Source organism: Brucella sp. MAB-22, assembly GCF_025908475.1.
GTDB lineage: Bacteria > Pseudomonadota > Alphaproteobacteria > Rhizobiales > Rhizobiaceae > Brucella > Brucella anthropi.
On the sequence record NZ_CP109782.1, the window covers coordinates 828,035 to 847,702 of the forward strand.

A 19,668-nucleotide genomic window follows, 5' to 3' on the forward strand; every position below is an offset into this window, starting at 1 on the left:
AAAATGGTTTCCCGTGCCGGTCCGAGAAAATCATCCTGTAACGCTGGCGAAATGGACAAGCTCATCTCGGGGCGTCCGGACATCAAGCAGTACTATTCTGGGGGGCTGAAATTCAAGGGAATTGAGCCTGTTCCACAATCCGGCTTCCGGTTGATGCCTGGTTCATTAGATGCTGGTCCTGTGCGACGAGGATTGGTTTCAGTTAGCTCGACTGGGAGCTCAACAAATTTCGGGCCGCACAACACGCCACAAACCATCTATCAGCAGAGTTTTTCGCTGACAGAAGTTACGGGTGTGTATGTCAACGGCATTTCCGCAACCGCAAGCTTCAATTTTACCGTAGACCTTCTGGTAAATGGATCATGGCAACAGATCTCCGCCCCACTTGGTGGTGGCAGCTCTCCTGTCAGCCGACTTGTCGCTTTCCCTCCTGGTCTTGGTCGGTCTGCTACCGCTCTTCGAATTTTGGCTTCGCCGAGCGGTTCCGCCACTTTTGCGATCAACAGTGTTGCCGCATTCATTGAAAGTGGGCCTGTTGCATCGCCTCGATACAAGTCGCTTCGACAAGAGCAGGATAGCGGTTTTCTTTTCGCCTTTGGTGCAGGGTTTTGCGACATCTGGAAAGACAAAAGCTGGGTAGCTTGTGTGTACCTGCCCGCGCTTTCGGCTGCAATGTTGCCAGACATCGATTTTTACGCTGAGGCATCGACGGTCGGGGTTTTTCACGACAGCTTGCAGACAATTCGTATCAGACGCGCCGGATCAGACTATGAATGGACCGTCGATCTCTGGCCTTATGCTGGCATTCCCGAAATTGATTACGGTGGCGTGTATCCCAAAAAAAACGACATCTGGGAAATTTTCATACGATGGTCTGACAGTACGTCAGCATATTGTTATCTCAGTGTCACCGTGAATGGGGAAACGGCACCTGCAGTAGCGTTTTTGGATGTGAATACAAACGAACCAGTTTCGTTTAATGGCGGCAACACCAATGCAAATTGGGAATATTTTTGCACGCGTATCGCCGCCGCAATAAACGATCTGCCCTCGATGGAGGGCGGGGTCACAGTCCAATATACCGCAACCGTCGATCGGTCGGGCAGGATCATAATTACTTTCGGGGGTGCATCCAGCGGCGAGGAATATGAAGTCGGAGCGTTAGTAGCTAACACATCCGAAGTTTCAGCTCTGCCGTCACATACTCAGATCGGCAGCACTTCCGGAGAGGCCATAATCAGCTCCTCGCGTGGCTGGCCCGGAACGGCCGGACTGCTTCAGGATCGGCTCGGATATGCGCGGTTGAGGGGGCAATCTGGTGCGCAGATGCTGAGCGCGACCGGTGAATATTTCATGTTGAATATTAAAGCCTCCGGCGATGGCGCGGCACGATTGGATCGTCTGAGGTCGCAGACATCAGAGATAATTTTGCGCATCAAGGAGAGTAAGTATTTCCTCGCATTCACGAATCTCGGCGTCTATTTCGCAACCAATCGGACGATCAGCCGTAACGAACCGTTAAATTATGTGCTGGCTTCCGAAATTGGCATCCGTCCCAACACGGACCCGATAGATCTAGAAGGGTTACTCTATTACGTTTCGAACAACGGAAAGATGATCCTCTCGATGGTTTATGACGACGTGTCGACGAGTTTCAATGCCAATCCAGAAACGTTGTTGTCATCTCACCTGATCGATGGAATTTTGCGTAATGCTCGTCAGGTAGGATCTACTGCGACGGATACAAATCGCATGTGGCTCCTGCGTGGCGATGGCAGGTTGCTTTCGGCTAACGTCATAAGAAATCAGGAAATCCTCGGGATATGTGAATGGTTATGCGCTGATGCTGGCAAGGTCCGGGAAATTGCGATTGACGGTTACAACGATCCCTGGATTTGCACGGAACGCGGTACGGATCTTCGACACGAATTCATGGAAGAGAACCTGCTGTTCCAGCAATCGGTGCGTACTTCAACAGACCTTTCCGGGCGCATTTCAGCACTTCCGTATCCAAATGGTACCACTTTGTGGTGCGAAGCGGATGGATTTCTGCTGGGGCCATATGTCTGCCAAGGCGGCATTATTGATCTGCAGGATGCATATTCTCAGGTCACTGTCGGTCGTTGGATTGCTCCGGTCTATGAATCAATGCCGCATGTGCTTGTTCTGGATGATGATCGCATTCTGCGTCGTCCTGGTCGAATCCACTCGGCGGACATTAGCGTCATCGACACTACGTCGATTGCAATTGGTGCAAATAACCGTCCTGCAAGGGACGTAGCATTGCTGGAAACAAGTGATCCAGCAGATGTGCCAATGCCGAAGAAAACCAAGAAGCTGAGAGTAGCAGGTATCAAAGGTCACTCCGTTGATACGACACTGGTGATTACGCAGTTGCATCCCGGTTATCTCCAGGTGCGCGACTATTCGACAGGAGAAAAGCTGTAATGGCTATGATCTTCGCTGGTTTGGGATCTTTGTTTGGCGGTGGCGCGGCAGCTGGTACGGGGGCAGCTGCAGGGGCAGCGGCCGGCGCGTCCGCTGGAATTAGCGCGGGCGGCTTGATCTCAACCATTCTCCAGGGAACGGCGACAGTTTTAGGGGTTGCATCTGCTTTTTCAGCTGGCGCTGCCGAGGAAGATGCTTTGAAGGCTCAAGCTATCGACGCTGAGCGTGAACAGGCCATCCAGAACCTGCAGGGAATCGAGCGGCGTGGATCAATCAAAGCTGCAATGCGTGACGCGCAGGGTGCGATTGATACCGCCTATGCATCGTCGGGTGTGGATCTGTCGTTCGGAACTGCAGCTGAGGCGAGACGACAAGCTTACCGTGAAGCCGATTTGATGACCACTACATCAACTGGAACGGAATTGACGAATAGCGCTCGTCTTATGGAGCGCGCGGCCAATTATCGAAACTCAGCTAAGCGCGCTCGTCGCGCTGGGATTGTGCAAGGATTGACGGCAGGCATTGGCGGTGCTGCCGATATTGCAAGGCGGTACTAATGGCTAACCAACGTCGCGAAGCTGTCAATTATCAGAAACTGACCGGGCGGGCCATTCTATCGGATGGCCTTCTTGGTGTTGCGAGAGAAGGCGGAGATCTCGAGCGTAAAGTCGCCGAGGGATTTTTCCGTCTTGCAGGCGTAGCAGGCCAGATCGCCAATGAATACGCTGAAGCCGACGGCGCGCGTGCGGGCCGCGCCGCAGCTTTGGCTGGCGGTCCTGGTAATGCGACGGTTTCTGGTCGTGTGGATCCGGCAGGTGTCGGCGGTCCCGTCGGCGGCAGCTTTGAGCTTTCAGAAAATTCCGCCGGTACGAATTTTGCGCCTGGAGAGATTGAGGCCTACATTCGGTCAGCGGCTGCGAAACGCGGCATAAATCCAGATCATGCCGTACGTGTCGCAAAATCTGAAGGTGGGTTGAAAGGCTTTGTTCAAAGTGGCGTTACGAAAAACGGTCGTCGGGAGCCGTCATTTGGCCCGTTTCAGCTTCTGGTGGGGGGCGGCAATTCGGGCTTCCCGGAAGGACTTGGAAATCGCTTTGAGGCGGAAACCGGTCTGCGAGCAAGCGATCCGGCCAATATGTTCAAGACCATCGACTATGCGCTCGACGAGGCCAGCAAGAAAGGCTGGGGGCAATGGTATGGTGCAAAAGCTGTCGGAATTGGAAATTGGGATGGAATAGGCAGGCGGGCCGCAGTTGACCCGATCCAGACCGGCGCGACGCCGCCGCGCGGTGTATCGCCATCGTCGGCCCGTTCTGTGGCCGCGCCTGGTGTTGTGCCTGCTCCCGTCACAATTGATCGAGGCAAAGCTGGTGGCTTCCAGCCGACGAACGGTAGCTCGATATATGATCGGGCTTATGATGCTGCCGGGACAAAAACATATCTGCAGCAACTCGACACTGCTATGCGGTCAGATATCTTCAACGTCTATATGGCGACCAAGGATGATCCGGTCGCGCTGCAGAGCAAATTGAACGATCTGAAAAGGCTGCAGCTTGAAGATCATGTCTATGAGGAAATCCGGCCGGAATACGAGAACGCTTTTGCACGTATGACGCAACCGTATATCGAGCAAGCGATCCGGGATCAGGATACACGGCGGGATCAGCAGAACCGCGCTGAATTTCTTTCTCGCACTTCTGATCTCGAAACAGATGTACAGCGTCGTATCGCTTCTGTCTCTGCCGACAATCCTGGTGCGGTTGATGCTGTTCAATCAGCGCAGGCGGCGATTGACGATCATTTCGATGCCGCAGTTTCGCACGGTGTGATGACGGCCGACGATGCAGCCAAGGCGAAGATCACCAGCCGACGCGCAACGGCCGTCGGTTTCTATCTGCGCCAGGCTGAAAATCTTCCATCGGAAAAGGTTGCCGCTCTGCGCAAAACCATGCAGACGGATTTCGCGGCGGGCGGACTGGACGGCCTCGATGGAGACGGCTGGGAAATTCTCGATGCCAAGCTGGATGCTCTTGAGCGTTCAAAGCGTGTCGAGGATAATCAGGCCAAAACCGCACTTACCAAGCGGGGAAATGAATTCGTCGAACGATTGGCGGCCGGGTTTGAGGTCGACGAAGCGGCTTTTGCGAAATTCAAGCTTGATGCTTCTACGGCTACCGGCGGGCAGGCCATTGTAGATGAGACCGTTGCGAAGATTGACCTTGCCCAAAAACTCGGCGGCTTGCCGATCAAGGATGCCCAGGCGAAGGTCATGCAATTGCGCCGTGATCTCGGCTCGAACCCGACTGACGCCCAACTGCGCACTTATGGTTACGCCAGTGATTTCGTCGAAGCCAAGGCAAAGCTTCTGGCCGATGATCCCGTCGCATATGTCCAGAATGCCGATCCAACCGTCCGGGCGGCCTGGAACGAGGTTTCAGCAGAAAATCCGGCGAGTTTCGAAAAGGCTGTTTCTGCCACCGTTGCCGCACAAGAAAGGCTCGGCGTCGTTTCTCCGAAGATTTTGCCGAAATCCGTAGCGCAGGCGGCGGTATCTCAGTTCAATAATGCGAAGCTCGAGGATAATGATCGCATCGCGGGCGTTACCAATTTGATGTTTGCGACTGAGGATCGTGCACAACGTCGCGCAATTTTCGATCAGATGGTCGGCGCCGGCCTGGACGGATTTACAGAAGGTGCTTTCAACGCGCTCGATCGAGGAGATCCGGAGGCCGCTCGTCGGCTCTTCCAGGCTGCGATGCTGGATCCGGATAAACAGCCTGGCACACTCTCCGTCAAGCCATCTGAGATCGACGACGAGATACAGGCCAACATCATGGCCGATGGCAAGATTGGCGATATATATTATGGCCTGTCGGGCGGGACGGCGCAGAATTATTTGCTTGCAGAGCGTGACGCAAAACTGATGAAGCGCTCTGTACAGATGCGTTTGCGTGCCGGGCAGGATGTAAATGCCGCCGTTGCCGGTGTAGCACGTGATCTTTACGGCGACGTCGTTCCGATCCAGCGCAACGGATCCGTCAATGCCGAGATCCTTTTGCCGCGCGATCGTGATCCGGCTGATGTCATGGCTGGCCTGAATGAAATGAAATCGCGTGTGCGCAGCGCCCTCGAGGCTGCCGTGTCGACGCCTGCAGGCATCAAGGTTTCGGACGGCGGCCGCGCCATCCACGACGCGGTTACGAAAAATCACATTGCCAGCATATTGGATGAGGGTGTTTTTCGCAGCGCTGGCGATAGTTTCGTTTTCATCGATAGTTATAGCGGCCTGGCTGTTCCCGGAAAGGACGGCAAGCCACTCCTGTTTTCGCTCGAGGATGTCACTTCATCCGGACGCGCGGCGCTCGATGCGCGCAAATCATCCGATCCGATCAGCGATTTGAATGAATGGCGGGCCGGACAATGATGGGATTTCGTGCAACTCCGTCCTTCAATACGCTTTCTCCTGGTCAGATGGTCCAGGATGCCTATGCGCAGCCAATGGGCATTGGCAGCACCTTTCTGGATCAACTCGGCGGCGGGGCACTCGAAAGCTACGGCCTCGGCACGTTCTTGCGGGGCAGTTCGCTTCCAATGACGGCGCCGCTCGAAAAGCAGTCAGTTTATACGGGTCGAACAGTTGGCGGGTTGCAAGAACAACGTTGGGAGACCGATGAAGAATTTTCCGCCCGGCGCAAAACGGCGGGGGCGATGACACAGGACGAATATATCGCTTCGCCCTACTATCGTAACAACATTCCTTACGATACTGGCATGACGCGCGATCGCGCTGCGACACTCGCCGCGTGGGATGATGCAAAGAAAGTCCGCCAGTTCTATGCTGAAAAACGCCCGATCACGTCTTTCTTTGGCAATCTGGCAGGCCAGGCACTCGACCCTATCAACTATATTCCTGTTGCCGGTCCATTGGTGAAGGGGGCTGCAGCTGCAAAGTTTGGTCGCGTCGGCGGTGCTGCGCTTGCCGGTTCGCTTGACGCTGCGACTAACACCGCCGTGTTTGGCCTGGCGACAGCTGATGCGCGCGCGGATCTGGGCGATGACGTATCGTGGCAGGCGATGACAACTGACATCGCTATGGCAGCTCTTATTGGCGGTGCCTTTGGTGCCATCGGCGGTGTTCTCGGTCGCCGAGCTGATGCAAGGTTGGAAGCTGCGACGCAAGAGCAGCTTTCGACCCTGCGGAATGTGCAAGAGGCGCGTGTTGCGCTCAATGAGGCGATCGACGGTCTGGTGACGGAAGGGGAGGTAAAACTATCTCCTAACGCCCTAGAGCCGTTGCAGCGGGTGTCGACCGATATTCAAGGAAGATATCAACAAATTGAACGCATTGTTCAATCGCAGTATCCATCTGAACGAGCTCCGCGTAGGCCACAAAGCCTGTTTGACTTCATTGCTGCGAACGGCGGTATAGCGGACGAGGCGGGCGAGCTCGCCAGTTTAGGGCTTTCGCACAAGTTTGTTCCAGGCCGTGGGGCGCTTCTTCGCAAGTCTGGCAAGAGCCTCGATTATGCGCGAGAAGCGGCGGCAGAAGCTGGATATTTCAATCACATTTACGGCGATTCTGAACGTGCATCATCGATGTCAACGCCCGACGATCTGTTGAAATTGTTGGATCAGGAAGCCAGAGGGCAACCGGTTTATTCCGTGCTTCAAGATGCTGATCGGTTGTCTGCAGTTGAAGCTCATGAAGCGGGTAACGCGGCTCGCGATGCATATCGTCGGCTTGTCGAAGAAATCGATACGGCACGCAACGAACTGAACCTTGAGCATGAGATCGACGATACTATTCTCACGCGCGCGTCTGAGATTTCCGCACGTGAAGATGTTGATCCGGTAACAGCCCTTGAACGCGCCATGGAAGAAGATTATCGTGCTTTTGCACAGGCGCTCGAGGAGCGCGGAGAAGGTCTGACCAATGAGCCAGAATTCGACATCCCATTCTTTGAGGACCTCCGATCAAGATCGGAGCCTGGCGGCGATGCACGAGCGGCGGGCACAGACAGCGGATCCGGAGACAGCGGAACATCATCGCCGGATCGCCAGCAACTTCAAAATGCTGGCGGCGCTCAAAGACAAGCGCAAGGCTTAAATCCAACTCAGACGGTTGATGCCACTCGGCCGCGTCTGGAACCGATTCCCGAGGGGCGAGTTCAGGCGGAAAATTCTGTCGGCCGACCGGACGATTATCGTGCGCTCGCCGAGCAATACCGCGTTGATCCTGCGACGGGATCGTTCGTCGAGGAAGCCGATATCACCCAGCTCGAATTTGAGGGGCGTTTGACCGAGGCCGACAAGGCCGCAATCGCTGCAGCACAATCAACCTTTGATGACGGGGCCGCTTATGGCGAAGCGCTCAAGGCCGCCGTTGCCTGTTTGATCTGAGGTTTCCCCATGGCAAAAAAATACACTCCGGACGCTGGATGCTTCAATGCGGCCAACAAGGCGTCTGGCGAGCGCCTGACAAAAGACGAGATCAATGATGCCTTCCAGCGTGTCGCTGATTATCGCGATCGCCTTCGCACGGAAGGTAACACCGACGGCATGGCCGACAAGCTCCGCAGCTTTGCCGAACGCGAAGCCGAGCGCACGCGGGTGGCTGCAGCGATGCAGCGAAGGCATACAGCGCTGAACATTATCGCGCGCGACAAGCTCGAAGAATCGATTGACAGTCTGACGGCGCAAGGGCTGTCGCCACGGCAGGCGCTACTTTCCGTCATCGAGGGAACGCAGGCTGGCGTAGAAGGTGGCCGCGTTTCGGTGGCCGCTCTCAATCAGGCATATGAGGCGCGCTATCTTGGCGCTATGTTTGCCGAGCTGCAGGCGAACAAGCCAGAGCTCATACACATGCTGTCGGATCCGCGTTTTGACGCTGACATCATGCGGGAAATGTCTGAGCTCAAGCAAAATGGAAAGCCGGGCATAACCGGAAATAAAGATGCGCAATATGCTGCAAAGATCTTTGCATCCTATGCCGAAATGGCGCGTACGGATCTGAACAAGCTTGGTGCATCGATCGGCAAACTGGAAGGTTGGGCCGGTGCTCAAACGCATGATGATGTGAAGATGATCGCCGCCGGCAAGGATGCTTGGGTTTCTTCGGTTCGTGGCAAGCTCGATCTCGATCGCACGTTCCCGGATGCTGCCAGCGAAATAGAAGTCATCGATGCGCTCGGTGACATTTACGACACCATTATTACCGGATTTTCAAATAAGACGACTGCAGCTGAAAAGGGTCAGCGCGTCAATCCGGCGAACCTTGCCAAGTCTCTCGGCAAGTCTCGCGTGCTGCATTTTCGTGATGCTGACGCTGCATTGGCGTATCGTGACGAATTCGGCATGGGGAACACTGTCTCCGGAATGTTCGCTCATTTGCGCAGCGCGGCCCGTACAGCGGCAAACATGGATGCTTTGGGGCCAAACCCGGAAGTAATGTTCGCGAGCCTTGCAGACGGCATGAAGCGGAAAATTAAAGACGATCCGAAGATTTCCGATGCTGACAAGGTAAAGCAGATCAACAGCCTCAATGCCGAGGCTGGCCCGCTTCGCCAGGCGATCGAGATATCAACCGGGCTTGCGTCTCGTCCGGTCAATGTGACGGCCGCGAAAATCAGCGCCGACATTCGCGCGGGCCTTTCCATGGCAAAGCTTGGCGGCGCGACAATCTCGTCACTGTCGGATCTTCCGGTGTCGGCCGTCTCATCGATGTTTCGCGGTTCTGGTTTCTGGCAGGGGCTCTTTCGGCAGGTAGACGGTATCCTCAAAGGTCGGCCGAAGGGCGAGCAGGCAGAGATCTCTTATCTGCTTGGCGAGGGCTTCGACGGTATGATCGGCCATATCGTTTCGCCGGCAGCCGCAAACGATAGTCCAGTTGGCAAGCTGTCCGCTCTGCAGGAGAAATATTTCCGGTGGAATGGCCTGTCCTGGTGGACAGACGTGAACCGCGCAACCGCCGGCCGTGTTATCGCGGCCGAGATGGGTATGCGTGCAAAAAGCGCTTTCGCAGATCTTCCGGATCGATATCGCCACGTTCTTGGTCTTCACGGGATCGACCAGGCGAAATGGGACGCCATTCGCCAGGCGAATTTCCGGGAGAGCAACGGCAGCGTATATGTAACGCCTGATCGTATTCGTCTGCTTGATGACGCTGCCATCGAACCCCTCGCGGCCGATCGCATTGCGGCCGCGCGTCTTGCTTCGAAGTTGGACGAAGCAAAAACAGATTCGACCAGGAAACAACGCCAGGCGGAGTTCGACGAGCGGCGCGCGGATATCATTTCAGATGCCCGCCGGGATCTTGAGCTGTCGGTTCTGCGCTTCGTCGCTGATGAGACCAGCTACAGTGTCGTCGAAGTCGATCCCCGCACTCGCCGCACGATGACACAAGGCTATCGGCCTGGAACGTTCGGCGGCGAAGCAATGCGCTTTATCGGCCAGTTCAAGGGCTTCCCGGTTTCCTTCACGCAACGCATTATCGGTCGTGCGCTCTATGGACAGCGCAAGGATGCCTCGTTTCTGGAAAAGGGCGCTCATATCGGCTCACTGCTCGCCGGCATGACCATGGCCGGTTATATGGTCATTGCGATGAAGGACGCGGCGCGCGGATATTGGCCGCCGCGCGATCCGTTCGATTACAAGACAATTCTTGCAGCGCTGGCGCAGGGCGGCGCGGCCGGCCTGTACGGTGATTTCCTTTTCGCTCAGAAAAACCGGTTTGGCGGCGGTGTGCTTGAATCGATTGCCGGGCCGACGATCGGGGAGGCGGCGCAGCTGACAGAGAACCTGCTGAGCTTACGTGATGCTGCTGCCGGAAAACTAACAGGAAGCGAGGCGAAAGCACCATGGGCACAGATGTTTAGCCAGGCGGTGAACAACACGCCGATGGCGAACCTCTTTTATGTTCGGCCGGCCCTGGACTATCTTTTCCTCAATTCAATCCGGGAATCTCTGTCGCCTGGTTATCTCAAGCGTCAGACAAAACGGCGAATGGAAGATTACGGCCAGCAGAGAGTTTTCCCGGATCAGGCGTTCGGTCGCTAGCAACGTTCGGCAATTAACTCTCAAAAATACGGGCGATCATGAGCAGACGATTGTTGGGCTGCTCTCATGACGACACCTTATCCACTTCCCAGATCTATTCGAGAAACCGAATGGTTGAGAGGCGACGGACGTTCGACCTATGGCACATTTGATTTCAAGATCTTTGACCTTGAAGATGTGCAGGTGCGTCTGCGTGGGGTTGGTGACGATATTTTCGAGATCGCTACCGTAACCGTCACAAAAACCTCTGGTGCTCCATTCGATACTTTCACCGTCACATTTCCGTTTCCGATCAACAGTGACTGGGAATATCAGGTTCGGGGCGTACGACTTCATGAACGCACGTCTGATCTGTTTCGGGGCGGCACGCTCAAAAGTCTAGAGGTTGAGAAAGAGACTTCAAAGGGCGGCGTGGTTCTGCAGGAAGTTCGTCGCGACGTATCCGAAAGCAGCGCGTCGATCCTTGTCGAGAAAGCTGAGCGTATCGCAGCTGATGCGAAAGAGCGTGTCGAACGCATCGAGGGCGATGAGGCTGAAGCTGCCGCTCGTATTACCGCTGATAGTCAGGAACGTTCCGCACGGATCGCTGACGATCAACGTTTGCAAGTGCAGATCGACAACATCAATACCGAACTCGACCAGTTCGACAGCAAGGTGGCACGCGCCGAAGCCGCTGCAACAAGTGCCGAAAATTCTGCGCAGGAAGCCCATGAACTAGTCCAAGAGGCAACAGCTGGTTTTGTCGGCTTTGAAGACGGCCTCGGCTACGACTTCGGATTTATCACCCAGACTTTGACCTATTTCGACCGGGATTTCGGCAGCATCGCCGATCCGGTGATCAACTAATGGAGCGCCCAAATGGCAACTGAGGTACGTTGGCGTCGAGGCACCAAAGTAGAGCATAACGCCTTCATCGGCGCGATGAGCGAAATTACGCATGAAACGACCGCAAATAATCTCCGGGTCCATGATGGGGTAAAACCAGGTGGTTACAGGACGCTCATGGAAAGCGAGCGCGGTGTAGCGGGCGGCGTTGCTACACTTGATGAAAATGGGATGATTCCCAAATCGCAGCTTGGTGATCTTTCTAACGTGAACACCTACGGAAGCGTTGCTGATGTTCAAGCGGCATCGATTGGAGAGGGGGTTCTGTTTCTCAGGACAGCCGGATATTATGCGGCAGGTACCGGCGGCGGGGCAATATATAAACGGGTCGCAACGCAGCCAAATCATGCCGGGAAAATCCAATCGTCAGATGGCGCTTGGTGGGAGTTGGCGGAATCTAATCCACTCATTACGATGTTCGGTGCAATTGCTGACGGTACGACGGACGTTTCTGACCGCTGGCAGGAAGCGTTGAACTTCATCAAGTTACAGGGCGACGGGCTTGGTGGCGGTCTTGGTGTTCCGAATAATGGCCGAGATTATATCGTCAAAAAGACGCTGACATTCCCGCTTGATTGCGTCATTGAACTGTACGGCATCGGCATGCCTCGTGTGCGTTTTCAGCCTCCCGCCCCGGACGTAGCATCAGACTTTATCAAGATGGGTAGCGGCGTATACAGCCAGAGCATTAACATCCTTCGGGGCGTGGTGATTTGGGGCAACGGAGCAACGGGTAGAAACTGCATTACAGGCCAGTATCTGTCAAACTTGAAGCTCTACGACGTCTTCATGTTTAATTTTGTTGGTTGGTGCGTTGATGTGGCTGACTGCTATTGCTTCTCGATGGTTGGTGGTCAGGCCGTAGGAAATTCCGATGGCGTAGCGGCTGGCGGTATCCGCTTGACACGAGCTAGTGGCAATCAGGGCTTAATGAGCCATGTGCGGGTTAATGGCTTTAAGGGTGCTAACAAAACAGGCCTAACAATTGCTGGCTCCGGCACCGATTCCCATTACGGTATGCGCATTGATAATTGCTCCTTCGAGTACAACACTCTCGGCATCTTTGTAAACGCTGCTCGTGGGCTGACGGTGGACACTTGCTATTTCGAGTTCAACACTGAATCGAACATTACCGTGAATGGCGGAGCGAACAACCTCGTCCAAAGTATTTCCTTTGTGGGCAATTCGGTGTTTGAAGGTGGCTGCAATTTCATTAATGCTCGCGGGCTTACCGTTTCTGGCAATTCATTCCAGTTCAACTCATCATGTTACATTGAGGATGCAACTGGAAGCTATAGCATCGGAGTAAACACCTTTATTAATGGCTCTTTCGTTTTTGGCTCTGGCACGCCACGAAAGCAATACGAGAACGAAAGTGTTTGGCTAACGTTCGCATCCACTTGGATTAGCAGTGGCACCCAGCCATCAGTTGGGAATGGATCGCTTGTTTTCAAATACAAGCGATCTGGCAACACGGTGACATGTGTGGTCACCCTTACGACCGGCTCAACGTCAACATATGGCGCTGTTGGTTATGGCTTCCGTCTCCCGTTCAATGTTGCTGCGGGAGTATCACATATCGGAAAGGCCGGATGTTATGATGCAAGCGCCGATGCTGTGTTTATGCAGATGACGGCCGTCTGTGCGCCGGGAGATAACTATGTCAGCCTTAGAGCTGATGCAGGGGGGGTGGTTGGTCCGGCGGCTCCGATTACGTTTGCATCAGGCGATAAGATTTATGCAAGTTTCACTTATGAGTGCGTTAGTTAATATCGCCGACCACCGTTGTGGGTAGTTAAAGAAACTTCACCACAACGGTGTTGTTGACTAGATACAATTCATAAATCTCATTTCGAGATACCGGATTAGCGGTGTCCAGCTTCGCGGCTATGTCTGCTCGGTCTGTTTCATTTGGGTATTCTAACTTTGGCATACCCAATTGCATAAACAAAAAACGCCCCCCGTCATAACCGCTATTGAATAGATTTTGGCGAATGGCATTGAGCGGTGGGTAAACGTAGGATGCGCGGCCGGAACTTGGTGAAGGCTGCAAATGCCCCACGAACATAATCTTTCCTTGTGGGTCAATATTCAGCGTATCAAGTTTTGTTATCAGGCGTGCCGCGAATGCACGGGCGTTCCTGTCATCGTCACGCAACATATTCGATGCAAGAAAATTTATATAAAAGAGCGAGAATGCTATTGGAATAGTCAGCAGATACCTGATCGATCTGATCTTGATCGTCGTAGACAGCAGAACCACCCACATCAAAAGTAGGCCCACGCCCACATACATACGCGGAAGAGAAAAATAGTTCGCGCTCATCGTGTGCAGTCCGACAGCTGCCAAAAAACATGCTGAAAAAGACAGCGGCAATGTAAGCAGAAATTGCTTGGTCCTAATTGCATGATGAAGCGCCAGAGCGACGATAATCACCGCACAACAGAGGATCAAAATCCCCGGGCCAGAAAAAACGTTCAGGATCGTGCGAATTGAGGTTTTTGCATTTTCATAAAGGATCGGTGCTGAACTTGGGCTAACAGGTAAAGTATGGCTGTATTTAACAGTGTAATTGTTCAGCGTAATGTTTGGAAGCACAGCAATTTTATACACCACGAGTGCAGAAACCAACTGCGCAATGCGGTAAATAAGGTTTTTTGCCCCATCCTTCCAATTTCTGGCCTGGCCCTCCTTAATCAACAACTCAATCCCCGCGAACCCAATGAAGATTGCAGCAGACGCTTGGTACATTGAAACCGATGCGAGAATAGCGAACGTTCCAATAATCCAGAGGAAGATTGATCTGCGGACGCCGCAGTATGGTAATAAAGCTAAGCTGATGGAAAGAACCATAAAGGCACTGTCGTACCGAAAATACAGGTTCGAAAGCATTAGTGGGTTAGCTAGTATACAAAGGGACGCCAGTGAAAAAATCCCGGCGTTAACCTTCAGAACCCCATTTAGCAGGGCTACGACACTACTAAATGCGGCGAGTGATAATATTAGCGGAAGTGGGTATACATCGACCAATGTACCGCCAAAGGAAAACAAATAATAGAAAACATCAGCTAGAACCCGACCATCGTGTGTCCAGTTTTTATATCCGGCCACGGTTCGAAAGTTGTCATCCAAATAGACAAGGTCATTTAAAATGATCGGTGCAGCATAAAGAGAGCAAAGTATCGCGGTGAATTTAAAAGTTTGCGCGTCAAATTTCATGATTCGGCTTCTTGGGTATTTTCATCAATTACATAGATTGGGCGGTTCTTGGTTTCCATATACATTCGTCCAATGTACTCGCCCAAAACCCCCATCGAAATGAGCTGCAACGATCCGAAAAACAGTACAGCGGACATTATCGAGGCGTAGCCGGGCCAATCGGAACCGAATAATATCGTCTTCACGATGATGAAAATCATATAAAGTAAGCTAATGGCGGCTATGCCAACGCCGATATAGGTCCAGATACGCAGCGGCCATGTTGAAAAACTTGTTATTCCATCAAGTGCAAAATTCCAAAGCTTCCAGAAGTTAAACTTGGTTGTACCTTTAGCTCTAGATGGCCGCTCATATGGGACGCCAACAGATGAGAATCCCGGCCACGCAAAGAGGCCTTTCATAAAGCGGTTACGTTCAGGAAGAAGTTTCAAGGCATCAATTACTCGACGGCTTACTAGGCGAAAGTCGCCAACGTCCGCCGGGATAGAAACGTGCGAAGAGGCGTTGAACAATTGGTAGAACATTCCAGCGGTCATGCGCTTTGCTTTTGTATCTTCCAGCCGCGAAACGCGCATTCCGTAAACTGTGTCATATCCAGTTTGCCATAGACGCACCATCTCCGCGATAATTTCCGGCGGATCCTGGAGATCAACGTCCATTATAATTGCGGCCCCGCTGTTCACATGATCGATGCCCGCTGTCATAGCCGCCTCTTTCCCAAAATTTCGGGATAGTTTTATGTACTGAACGCGGGGATCGGTTTGGTGTAATTTCTGTAATATCTCTATTGTCTTGTCTGTGGATCCATCGTCGACAAATAGAAAGTCAAACTCGGCGTGAGCATTTCGTGTTCGTGCGGAAAATTCAGACAAGAAATGAAGAATACTTTCTTCTTCATTCATAACGGGAACAATGATGGTAATTCGGGTGTTGTCGGTCATGAACCTGTCTTCTTGTGTGTAAATACCCAGAGCGATGATAGCAGGTAAACAATCACAGGGGCGATCAACGTTCCTATGGCAATTGACAAAAGCTTTATCCCGGAGACCCAGAGAATAGTGTATGCAACAATGTTATTGCTCGCCAATCCAATAAGCGCGACAGTAGAGAACTTCAGTAAGTTTCCTTGAGTGCGGAACGTATATGCAGAATGTCCAAAGAATGAAACAACGACAGCAATGGAAAATGCCAAAGCGTTGGCATTGAATATTGATATCTTTGGATTGATGTAGATAAGAGCTGATGCGGCCACCAAATGAACAATTGTCGCTCCCACTCCTACGATTGCGAATCGTAGAACCCGATGTTTCAAACAATTTCTCAATCTTGTTATCTCGCAGATCTATTTTCTGATCATGCACTACCATTCAGTACGAACTATCGGCAAGTGCCAACTTCCCGCCTGATCGCCGAACGGCGCTCTGCACAATTAACCGTTCTTCGACTGTCATACTCTGTTTCATCTCAACAGGATGGATGACAATGGCGCAGAACAATTTCCTCAATTGCTTGAACGAGACACTGCGTCATGAAGGTGGATGGGCCGACAATCCGAAGGACCCGGGCGGCGCGACCATGAAGGGTATCACGCTGGCGACGTTCCGGCGCTGGAAGCCTAAAGCCTCGAAAGCCGACCTTCGAGCCATTTCAGACGAAATGCTGCAGAATATCTACCGGGCTGATTATTGGGTCCCTGTAAGAGGTGATACGCTCGCTCCCGGCGTGGATCTCGCAACCTTTGACTATTCCGTCAATTCCGGCCCAGGAACGGCGTGGAAAGCGTTGGAGAAGGTTTTAGGCGGTCCTGATCATGAAACCGTCAAAAAGCTCTGTGCGCGCCGGTTGTCGAGCTATCAGCTTTTCAAGCACTGGAAAGAGTTTGGCAAAGGCTGGACGCGACGCATTGCTGCGATCGAGGCCAAGGGCGTGGCTTGGGCGCTCGCTGCGAAAACCTATACATCGACGCCCGTCAAAGAAGTTCTCACGGACGAGGCCATCAAGGCAAAAGCAGTATCAAACCGGCAGGCGGGAGGCGCGACCGGCGGCGCAGCTGCGGGTAGTGGCGCGGCAATGACACCAGAGCAGGCTGACCAGATCGCAAACTGGATCCTCGGCGGTGTTGTTGTGGCTGGCTTTGCACTGCTCGCTTTCCTGTTGGTACGAGCCATCATAAACAAGCAACGGGCTAGCGCCTACGCGCGGGAGGCGCAGGCCCTGTGAGCGCATTGACGGGAATGCTGATCGGTATTGCTGCCAAGGTGGGAGCGCCGCTTGTCAAAGAAGTGCTGCAGCGCCAGCTTGGCGGCGCGGCTGGCGATGTCGCGGGGAGTGTCATTGATATGATCGCTGGCAAGCTTGGCGTTGATGTCGATGATCTCCCCAAACAGGATCCGGATGAGCTCGGTAATGCGATCAAAGAAGTCGAGCAGGACAATGCCGATGTTCTCCGTATTAATCTGGAAAGCCAGCGCGAAACCTCGCGCCTGCTGCTGGCGCCATTGGAAGCAAAGCAACCAACCTGGACGTGGGCATGGTTGCCAGCATGGCAGTGGTTCCTCTTGTTTGCCTGGTTCTGGCGCATTGTGCTGGCACCGACAGTAAACGGTGCACTGAATGCAAATGTCGAGCTCGTGCCGCTCTCTGATCTCGCATGGATCACGACGGTCTACATGGGCCTGCATATGGGCGGCAACACTGCAAAGAGCTTCTTTCAGGCACGGTGGGGGAAATGATCGATTTGCACGACCTGGTGACGAAGATGCCGATTGCCAAGTGGTCGATTATCCTGGTGTTCAGCCTAGTGGGTGCGATCATGCAACGTGATATGACGTGGACGGGAAGAATGATTACTTTTTCGATAGGTATCGCGGCCGCTGTCGTTTTCGCGGAGCCAGTCAGATTGTTGCTATCTCTCGATGCCAGTTGGAGTGACGCATTGTCTGCTGTCTTGGCCATGACCGGCAGAAATTGGGCGGCCTATTTCGTTCGCGCCACGGGCGACCCGACGAAAGCAGCGCGGGAAATTCTCGAAATCTGGCGCAACCGACGTTGAGTTGCGTATCGTGCGCTGTTGTGCGACATTGGTAGCAGGTGTTGCTATAACATATTGATATTATTATATTTACCCATGATTTGGGATCAGGGGGTCGCAGGTTCGAATCCTGCCGCTCCGACCATCTTCCCCAAGATTTGAAATGGTCGATATATGAACGCCCCGGCACAGGCTGTGGCGTGCGTCTTTATCGCGTTGACATGCATTCCCGTGTAAACTATTGGCTTGGTGGATTTTCAGCTCCCCCAGCGGGGCAAGAGAGTAGTTCAGGGTTCTTCAAATGGTTGCACGTATTTACCGTCCAGCTAAGACTGCAATGCAGTCCGGTCAGGCTAAGACAGACCAATGGCTTCTGGAATATGAACCGGAAAGCCCGCGTATGGTCGAGCCTTTGATGGGCTACACTTCTTCAGGTGATATGAAGAGCCAGATTCGTCTGTTCTTCGCCACGCAGGAAGAAGCAGTCGATTATGCAAAGCGCAATGGCATCGCCTATCGCATTACGGAACCGAATGAGCCGAAGCGCCGCAAGGTTTCCTACTCGGACAATTTCCGCTTCGACCGGACGATGCCCTGGACGCATTGAGACGCATTGCTTGCCTGTTTAGCCTGACACTTGTTTCAGGCCGGGCAATGCGATAATTCGGCAGGGCTTTGCTGGCAAAGCCCTGTGCACATTGAAATATCTTCGATCTTTTTCGAAAGGCGAGGTCCCGTAGCTCAGTTGGATAGAGCGTCAGCCTTCTAAGCTGAATGTCACAGGTTCGAATCCTGTCGGGATCGCCACCCCCCCACGCTTATCGATTATTTCGCCAGATTGCTGTTCTGGCGCTAGCTGTATCAACGCATTTCATCCGCCAACCAGGCGCGGACTGCCTGCACTTTGGGGTGCGCTTCTTTGCTTGGGGCGAATACGAGATCGTAGCCATACTCGACGTCGAGCTGGTATTCCGGGAAGAGCTCAACCAAGCGGCTCGCTGCGAGGTCCTCGGAAATCAGGACGCTCCGGCCAAGGGCTATGCCTTCTCCCCTGATGGCGGCATCAATGGCCATGCTCCCATGGCTGAAACCTTGCCCTCGTGTCTGGATCGCAGGCATTCCCGCCAAAGCGAACCAGTTCTGCCAATTCGCTTTCAAACCGTTTTCGTGAAGAAGCTGGCACTGCAACAGGTCGCGAGGCGAGGATATGACGGCGACACGTTCCAGATACAAGGGCGAGCATACCGGCGATACGGTCTCATTCATGATCCGTTCGGAGGAGGCGCCCGCATAATGCCCGGTCCCGTAGCGTATGGCGGCATCAACTTTCCCGCGCGTGAAGTCGAGGTCGGCGTCGGTCACCTCCAGCTGGATATCGAATTCCGGATAGCGCGCAACCAGACGATGAAGCCGCTGGGTAAGCCACTTGCTGGCAAATGATACGCCCGTGCTTACCACCAGCTGTGTGTCGTCGGATTTCTGTCTCAGGGTTTCGGCTTCTCTCGATAATTCAGCCAGCAGGCGGGTTACCGCGCTGAAGAACAAGGAACCCTCTTCGGTCAGCTCGATCTTTCGGGTCATCCGGTGGAACAGACGGATGCCGAGATCGTCTTCCAGTGTTTTGATCTGACGGCTGACGGCTCCGTGAGTGAGGCATAGTTCTTCCGCAGCCAGCGTCATGCTTAATCTGCGCGCTGTGGCTTCAAAAGCTTTGAGTGTTTGTAGAGGCGGTAATTGCTGCAACATATATGTGAAGATAAATCACGCATCGAGTGAAAACAAATCGATTGTCGTCAGATTATGAAAGCCGATAATTGAAGCCTGCGCACATTGAAAAGCAGGGGAATGCGACTCAAAACGTGGTTCTTATTCCCTAAGACATCAATCGACATGCCTTTGGTATTCGGTCTGAATGGAGTCGCAAAGATCACGCATGGCGTGCTGAAAGGCTGGTCAGGATGCCCCATGCCATTTGCGAAAGGTCCTTCATCTGCCATTGGCGCAACGGTTCCCTTCCTCGTCTAGACTG

Annotated in this window: 15 protein-coding genes and 1 tRNA gene; 12 read left to right on the plus strand and 4 right to left on the minus strand. The window is 53.4% G+C overall.

All coding sequences use genetic code 11. The features are described 5' to 3' along the window. Nucleotides 1-3 precede the first annotated feature (3 nt). The 7 genes from OHI65_RS13480 (at nt 4) to OHI65_RS13510 (ending at nt 13,158) form a co-directional block, all read left to right on the plus strand. Nucleotides 4-2,448 (plus strand): hypothetical protein, encoded by a 2,445-nt coding sequence (locus OHI65_RS13480; protein ID WP_264359019.1) that lies wholly within the window; start codon nt 4-6, stop codon nt 2,446-2,448. Then, nucleotides 2,448-3,005 carry a hypothetical protein gene (locus OHI65_RS13485; protein ID WP_264359020.1) on the plus strand — a complete coding sequence of 186 codons (558 nt, stop codon included), beginning with the start codon at nt 2,448-2,450 and terminating at the stop codon, nt 3,003-3,005. The genes OHI65_RS13480 and OHI65_RS13485 overlap by 1 nt, the downstream gene beginning before the upstream one ends. Beyond that, nucleotides 3,005-5,872 carry a hypothetical protein gene (locus OHI65_RS13490; protein WP_264359021.1) on the plus strand — a complete coding sequence of 956 codons (2,868 nt, stop codon included), beginning with the start codon at nt 3,005-3,007 and terminating at the stop codon, nt 5,870-5,872. The genes OHI65_RS13485 and OHI65_RS13490 overlap by 1 nt, the downstream gene beginning before the upstream one ends. After that, complete coding sequence (locus tag OHI65_RS13495; protein ID WP_264359022.1) at nt 5,869-7,848, plus strand: hypothetical protein; 1,980 nt, start codon at nt 5,869-5,871, stop codon at nt 7,846-7,848. Before OHI65_RS13490 ends, OHI65_RS13495 begins: the two co-directional genes overlap by 4 nt. A gap of 9 nt (nt 7,849-7,857) precedes the next feature. Next, nucleotides 7,858-10,503: a hypothetical protein gene (locus OHI65_RS13500; RefSeq protein ID WP_264359023.1), complete on the plus strand. Its 2,646-nt coding sequence runs from the start codon at nt 7,858-7,860 to the stop codon at nt 10,501-10,503. A 66-nt stretch (nt 10,504-10,569) separates the two neighbouring features. Beyond that, nucleotides 10,570-11,349 carry a hypothetical protein gene (locus tag OHI65_RS13505; RefSeq protein ID WP_264359024.1) on the plus strand — a complete coding sequence of 260 codons (780 nt, stop codon included), beginning with the start codon at nt 10,570-10,572 and terminating at the stop codon, nt 11,347-11,349. Between the two features lie 12 nt (nt 11,350-11,361). Further along, on the plus strand, nt 11,362-13,158 hold the full coding sequence (locus tag OHI65_RS13510; protein ID WP_264359025.1) for a hypothetical protein: 1,797 nt from the start codon (nt 11,362-11,364) through the stop codon (nt 13,156-13,158). Nucleotides 13,159-13,183: 25 nt separating this feature from the next. Here the strand turns inward: OHI65_RS13510 and OHI65_RS13515 are convergent, their stop codons facing one another. Genes OHI65_RS13515 through OHI65_RS23065 form a run of 3 tightly spaced genes read right to left on the minus strand, consistent with a single transcriptional unit; the run spans nt 13,184 to nt 15,884 of the window. Beyond that, the gene (locus tag OHI65_RS13515) at nt 13,184-14,608 is read right to left on the minus strand and encodes a glucosyltransferase domain-containing protein (protein WP_264359026.1); all 1,425 of its coding nucleotides are present in this window, start codon (nt 14,606-14,608) and stop codon (nt 13,184-13,186) included. Then, the gene (locus tag OHI65_RS13520; RefSeq protein WP_264359027.1) at nt 14,605-15,549 is read right to left on the minus strand and encodes a glycosyltransferase family 2 protein; all 945 of its coding nucleotides are present in this window, start codon (nt 15,547-15,549) and stop codon (nt 14,605-14,607) included. The genes OHI65_RS13515 and OHI65_RS13520 overlap by 4 nt, the downstream gene beginning before the upstream one ends. After that, nucleotides 15,546-15,884 (minus strand): GtrA family protein, encoded by a 339-nt coding sequence (locus OHI65_RS23065; protein ID WP_413541928.1) that lies wholly within the window; start codon nt 15,882-15,884, stop codon nt 15,546-15,548. Before OHI65_RS23065 ends, OHI65_RS13520 begins: the two co-directional genes overlap by 4 nt. A 206-nt stretch (nt 15,885-16,090) precedes the next feature. Between OHI65_RS23065 and OHI65_RS13525 the strand changes: the two genes are divergently transcribed. The 5 genes from OHI65_RS13525 (at nt 16,091) to OHI65_RS13545 (ending at nt 18,446) form a co-directional block, all read left to right on the plus strand. Continuing rightward, entirely contained in the window at nt 16,091-16,828 is a 738-nt protein-coding gene (locus OHI65_RS13525) for a glycoside hydrolase family 108 protein (RefSeq protein WP_264359028.1), read from the plus strand. Continuing rightward, nucleotides 16,825-17,340: a hypothetical protein gene (locus tag OHI65_RS13530; protein WP_264359029.1), complete on the plus strand. Its 516-nt coding sequence runs from the start codon at nt 16,825-16,827 to the stop codon at nt 17,338-17,340. Before OHI65_RS13525 ends, OHI65_RS13530 begins: the two co-directional genes overlap by 4 nt. Beyond that, nucleotides 17,337-17,660: a hypothetical protein gene (locus OHI65_RS13535; protein ID WP_264359030.1), complete on the plus strand. Its 324-nt coding sequence runs from the start codon at nt 17,337-17,339 to the stop codon at nt 17,658-17,660. Before OHI65_RS13530 ends, OHI65_RS13535 begins: the two co-directional genes overlap by 4 nt. 280 nt (nt 17,661-17,940) lie before the next feature. After that, nucleotides 17,941-18,246 (plus strand): ETC complex I subunit, encoded by a 306-nt coding sequence (locus OHI65_RS13540; RefSeq protein ID WP_010661699.1) that lies wholly within the window; start codon nt 17,941-17,943, stop codon nt 18,244-18,246. Nucleotides 18,247-18,369: 123 nt separating this feature from the next. Then, a tRNA-Arg gene (locus tag OHI65_RS13545) sits at nt 18,370-18,446 on the plus strand. Between the two features lie 54 nt (nt 18,447-18,500). Here the strand turns inward: OHI65_RS13545 and gcvA are convergent. Then, nucleotides 18,501-19,385 (minus strand): transcriptional regulator GcvA, encoded by an 885-nt coding sequence (gene gcvA / locus OHI65_RS13550; protein ID WP_012092370.1) that lies wholly within the window; start codon nt 19,383-19,385, stop codon nt 18,501-18,503. Nucleotides 19,386-19,668: the final 283 nt, after the last annotated feature.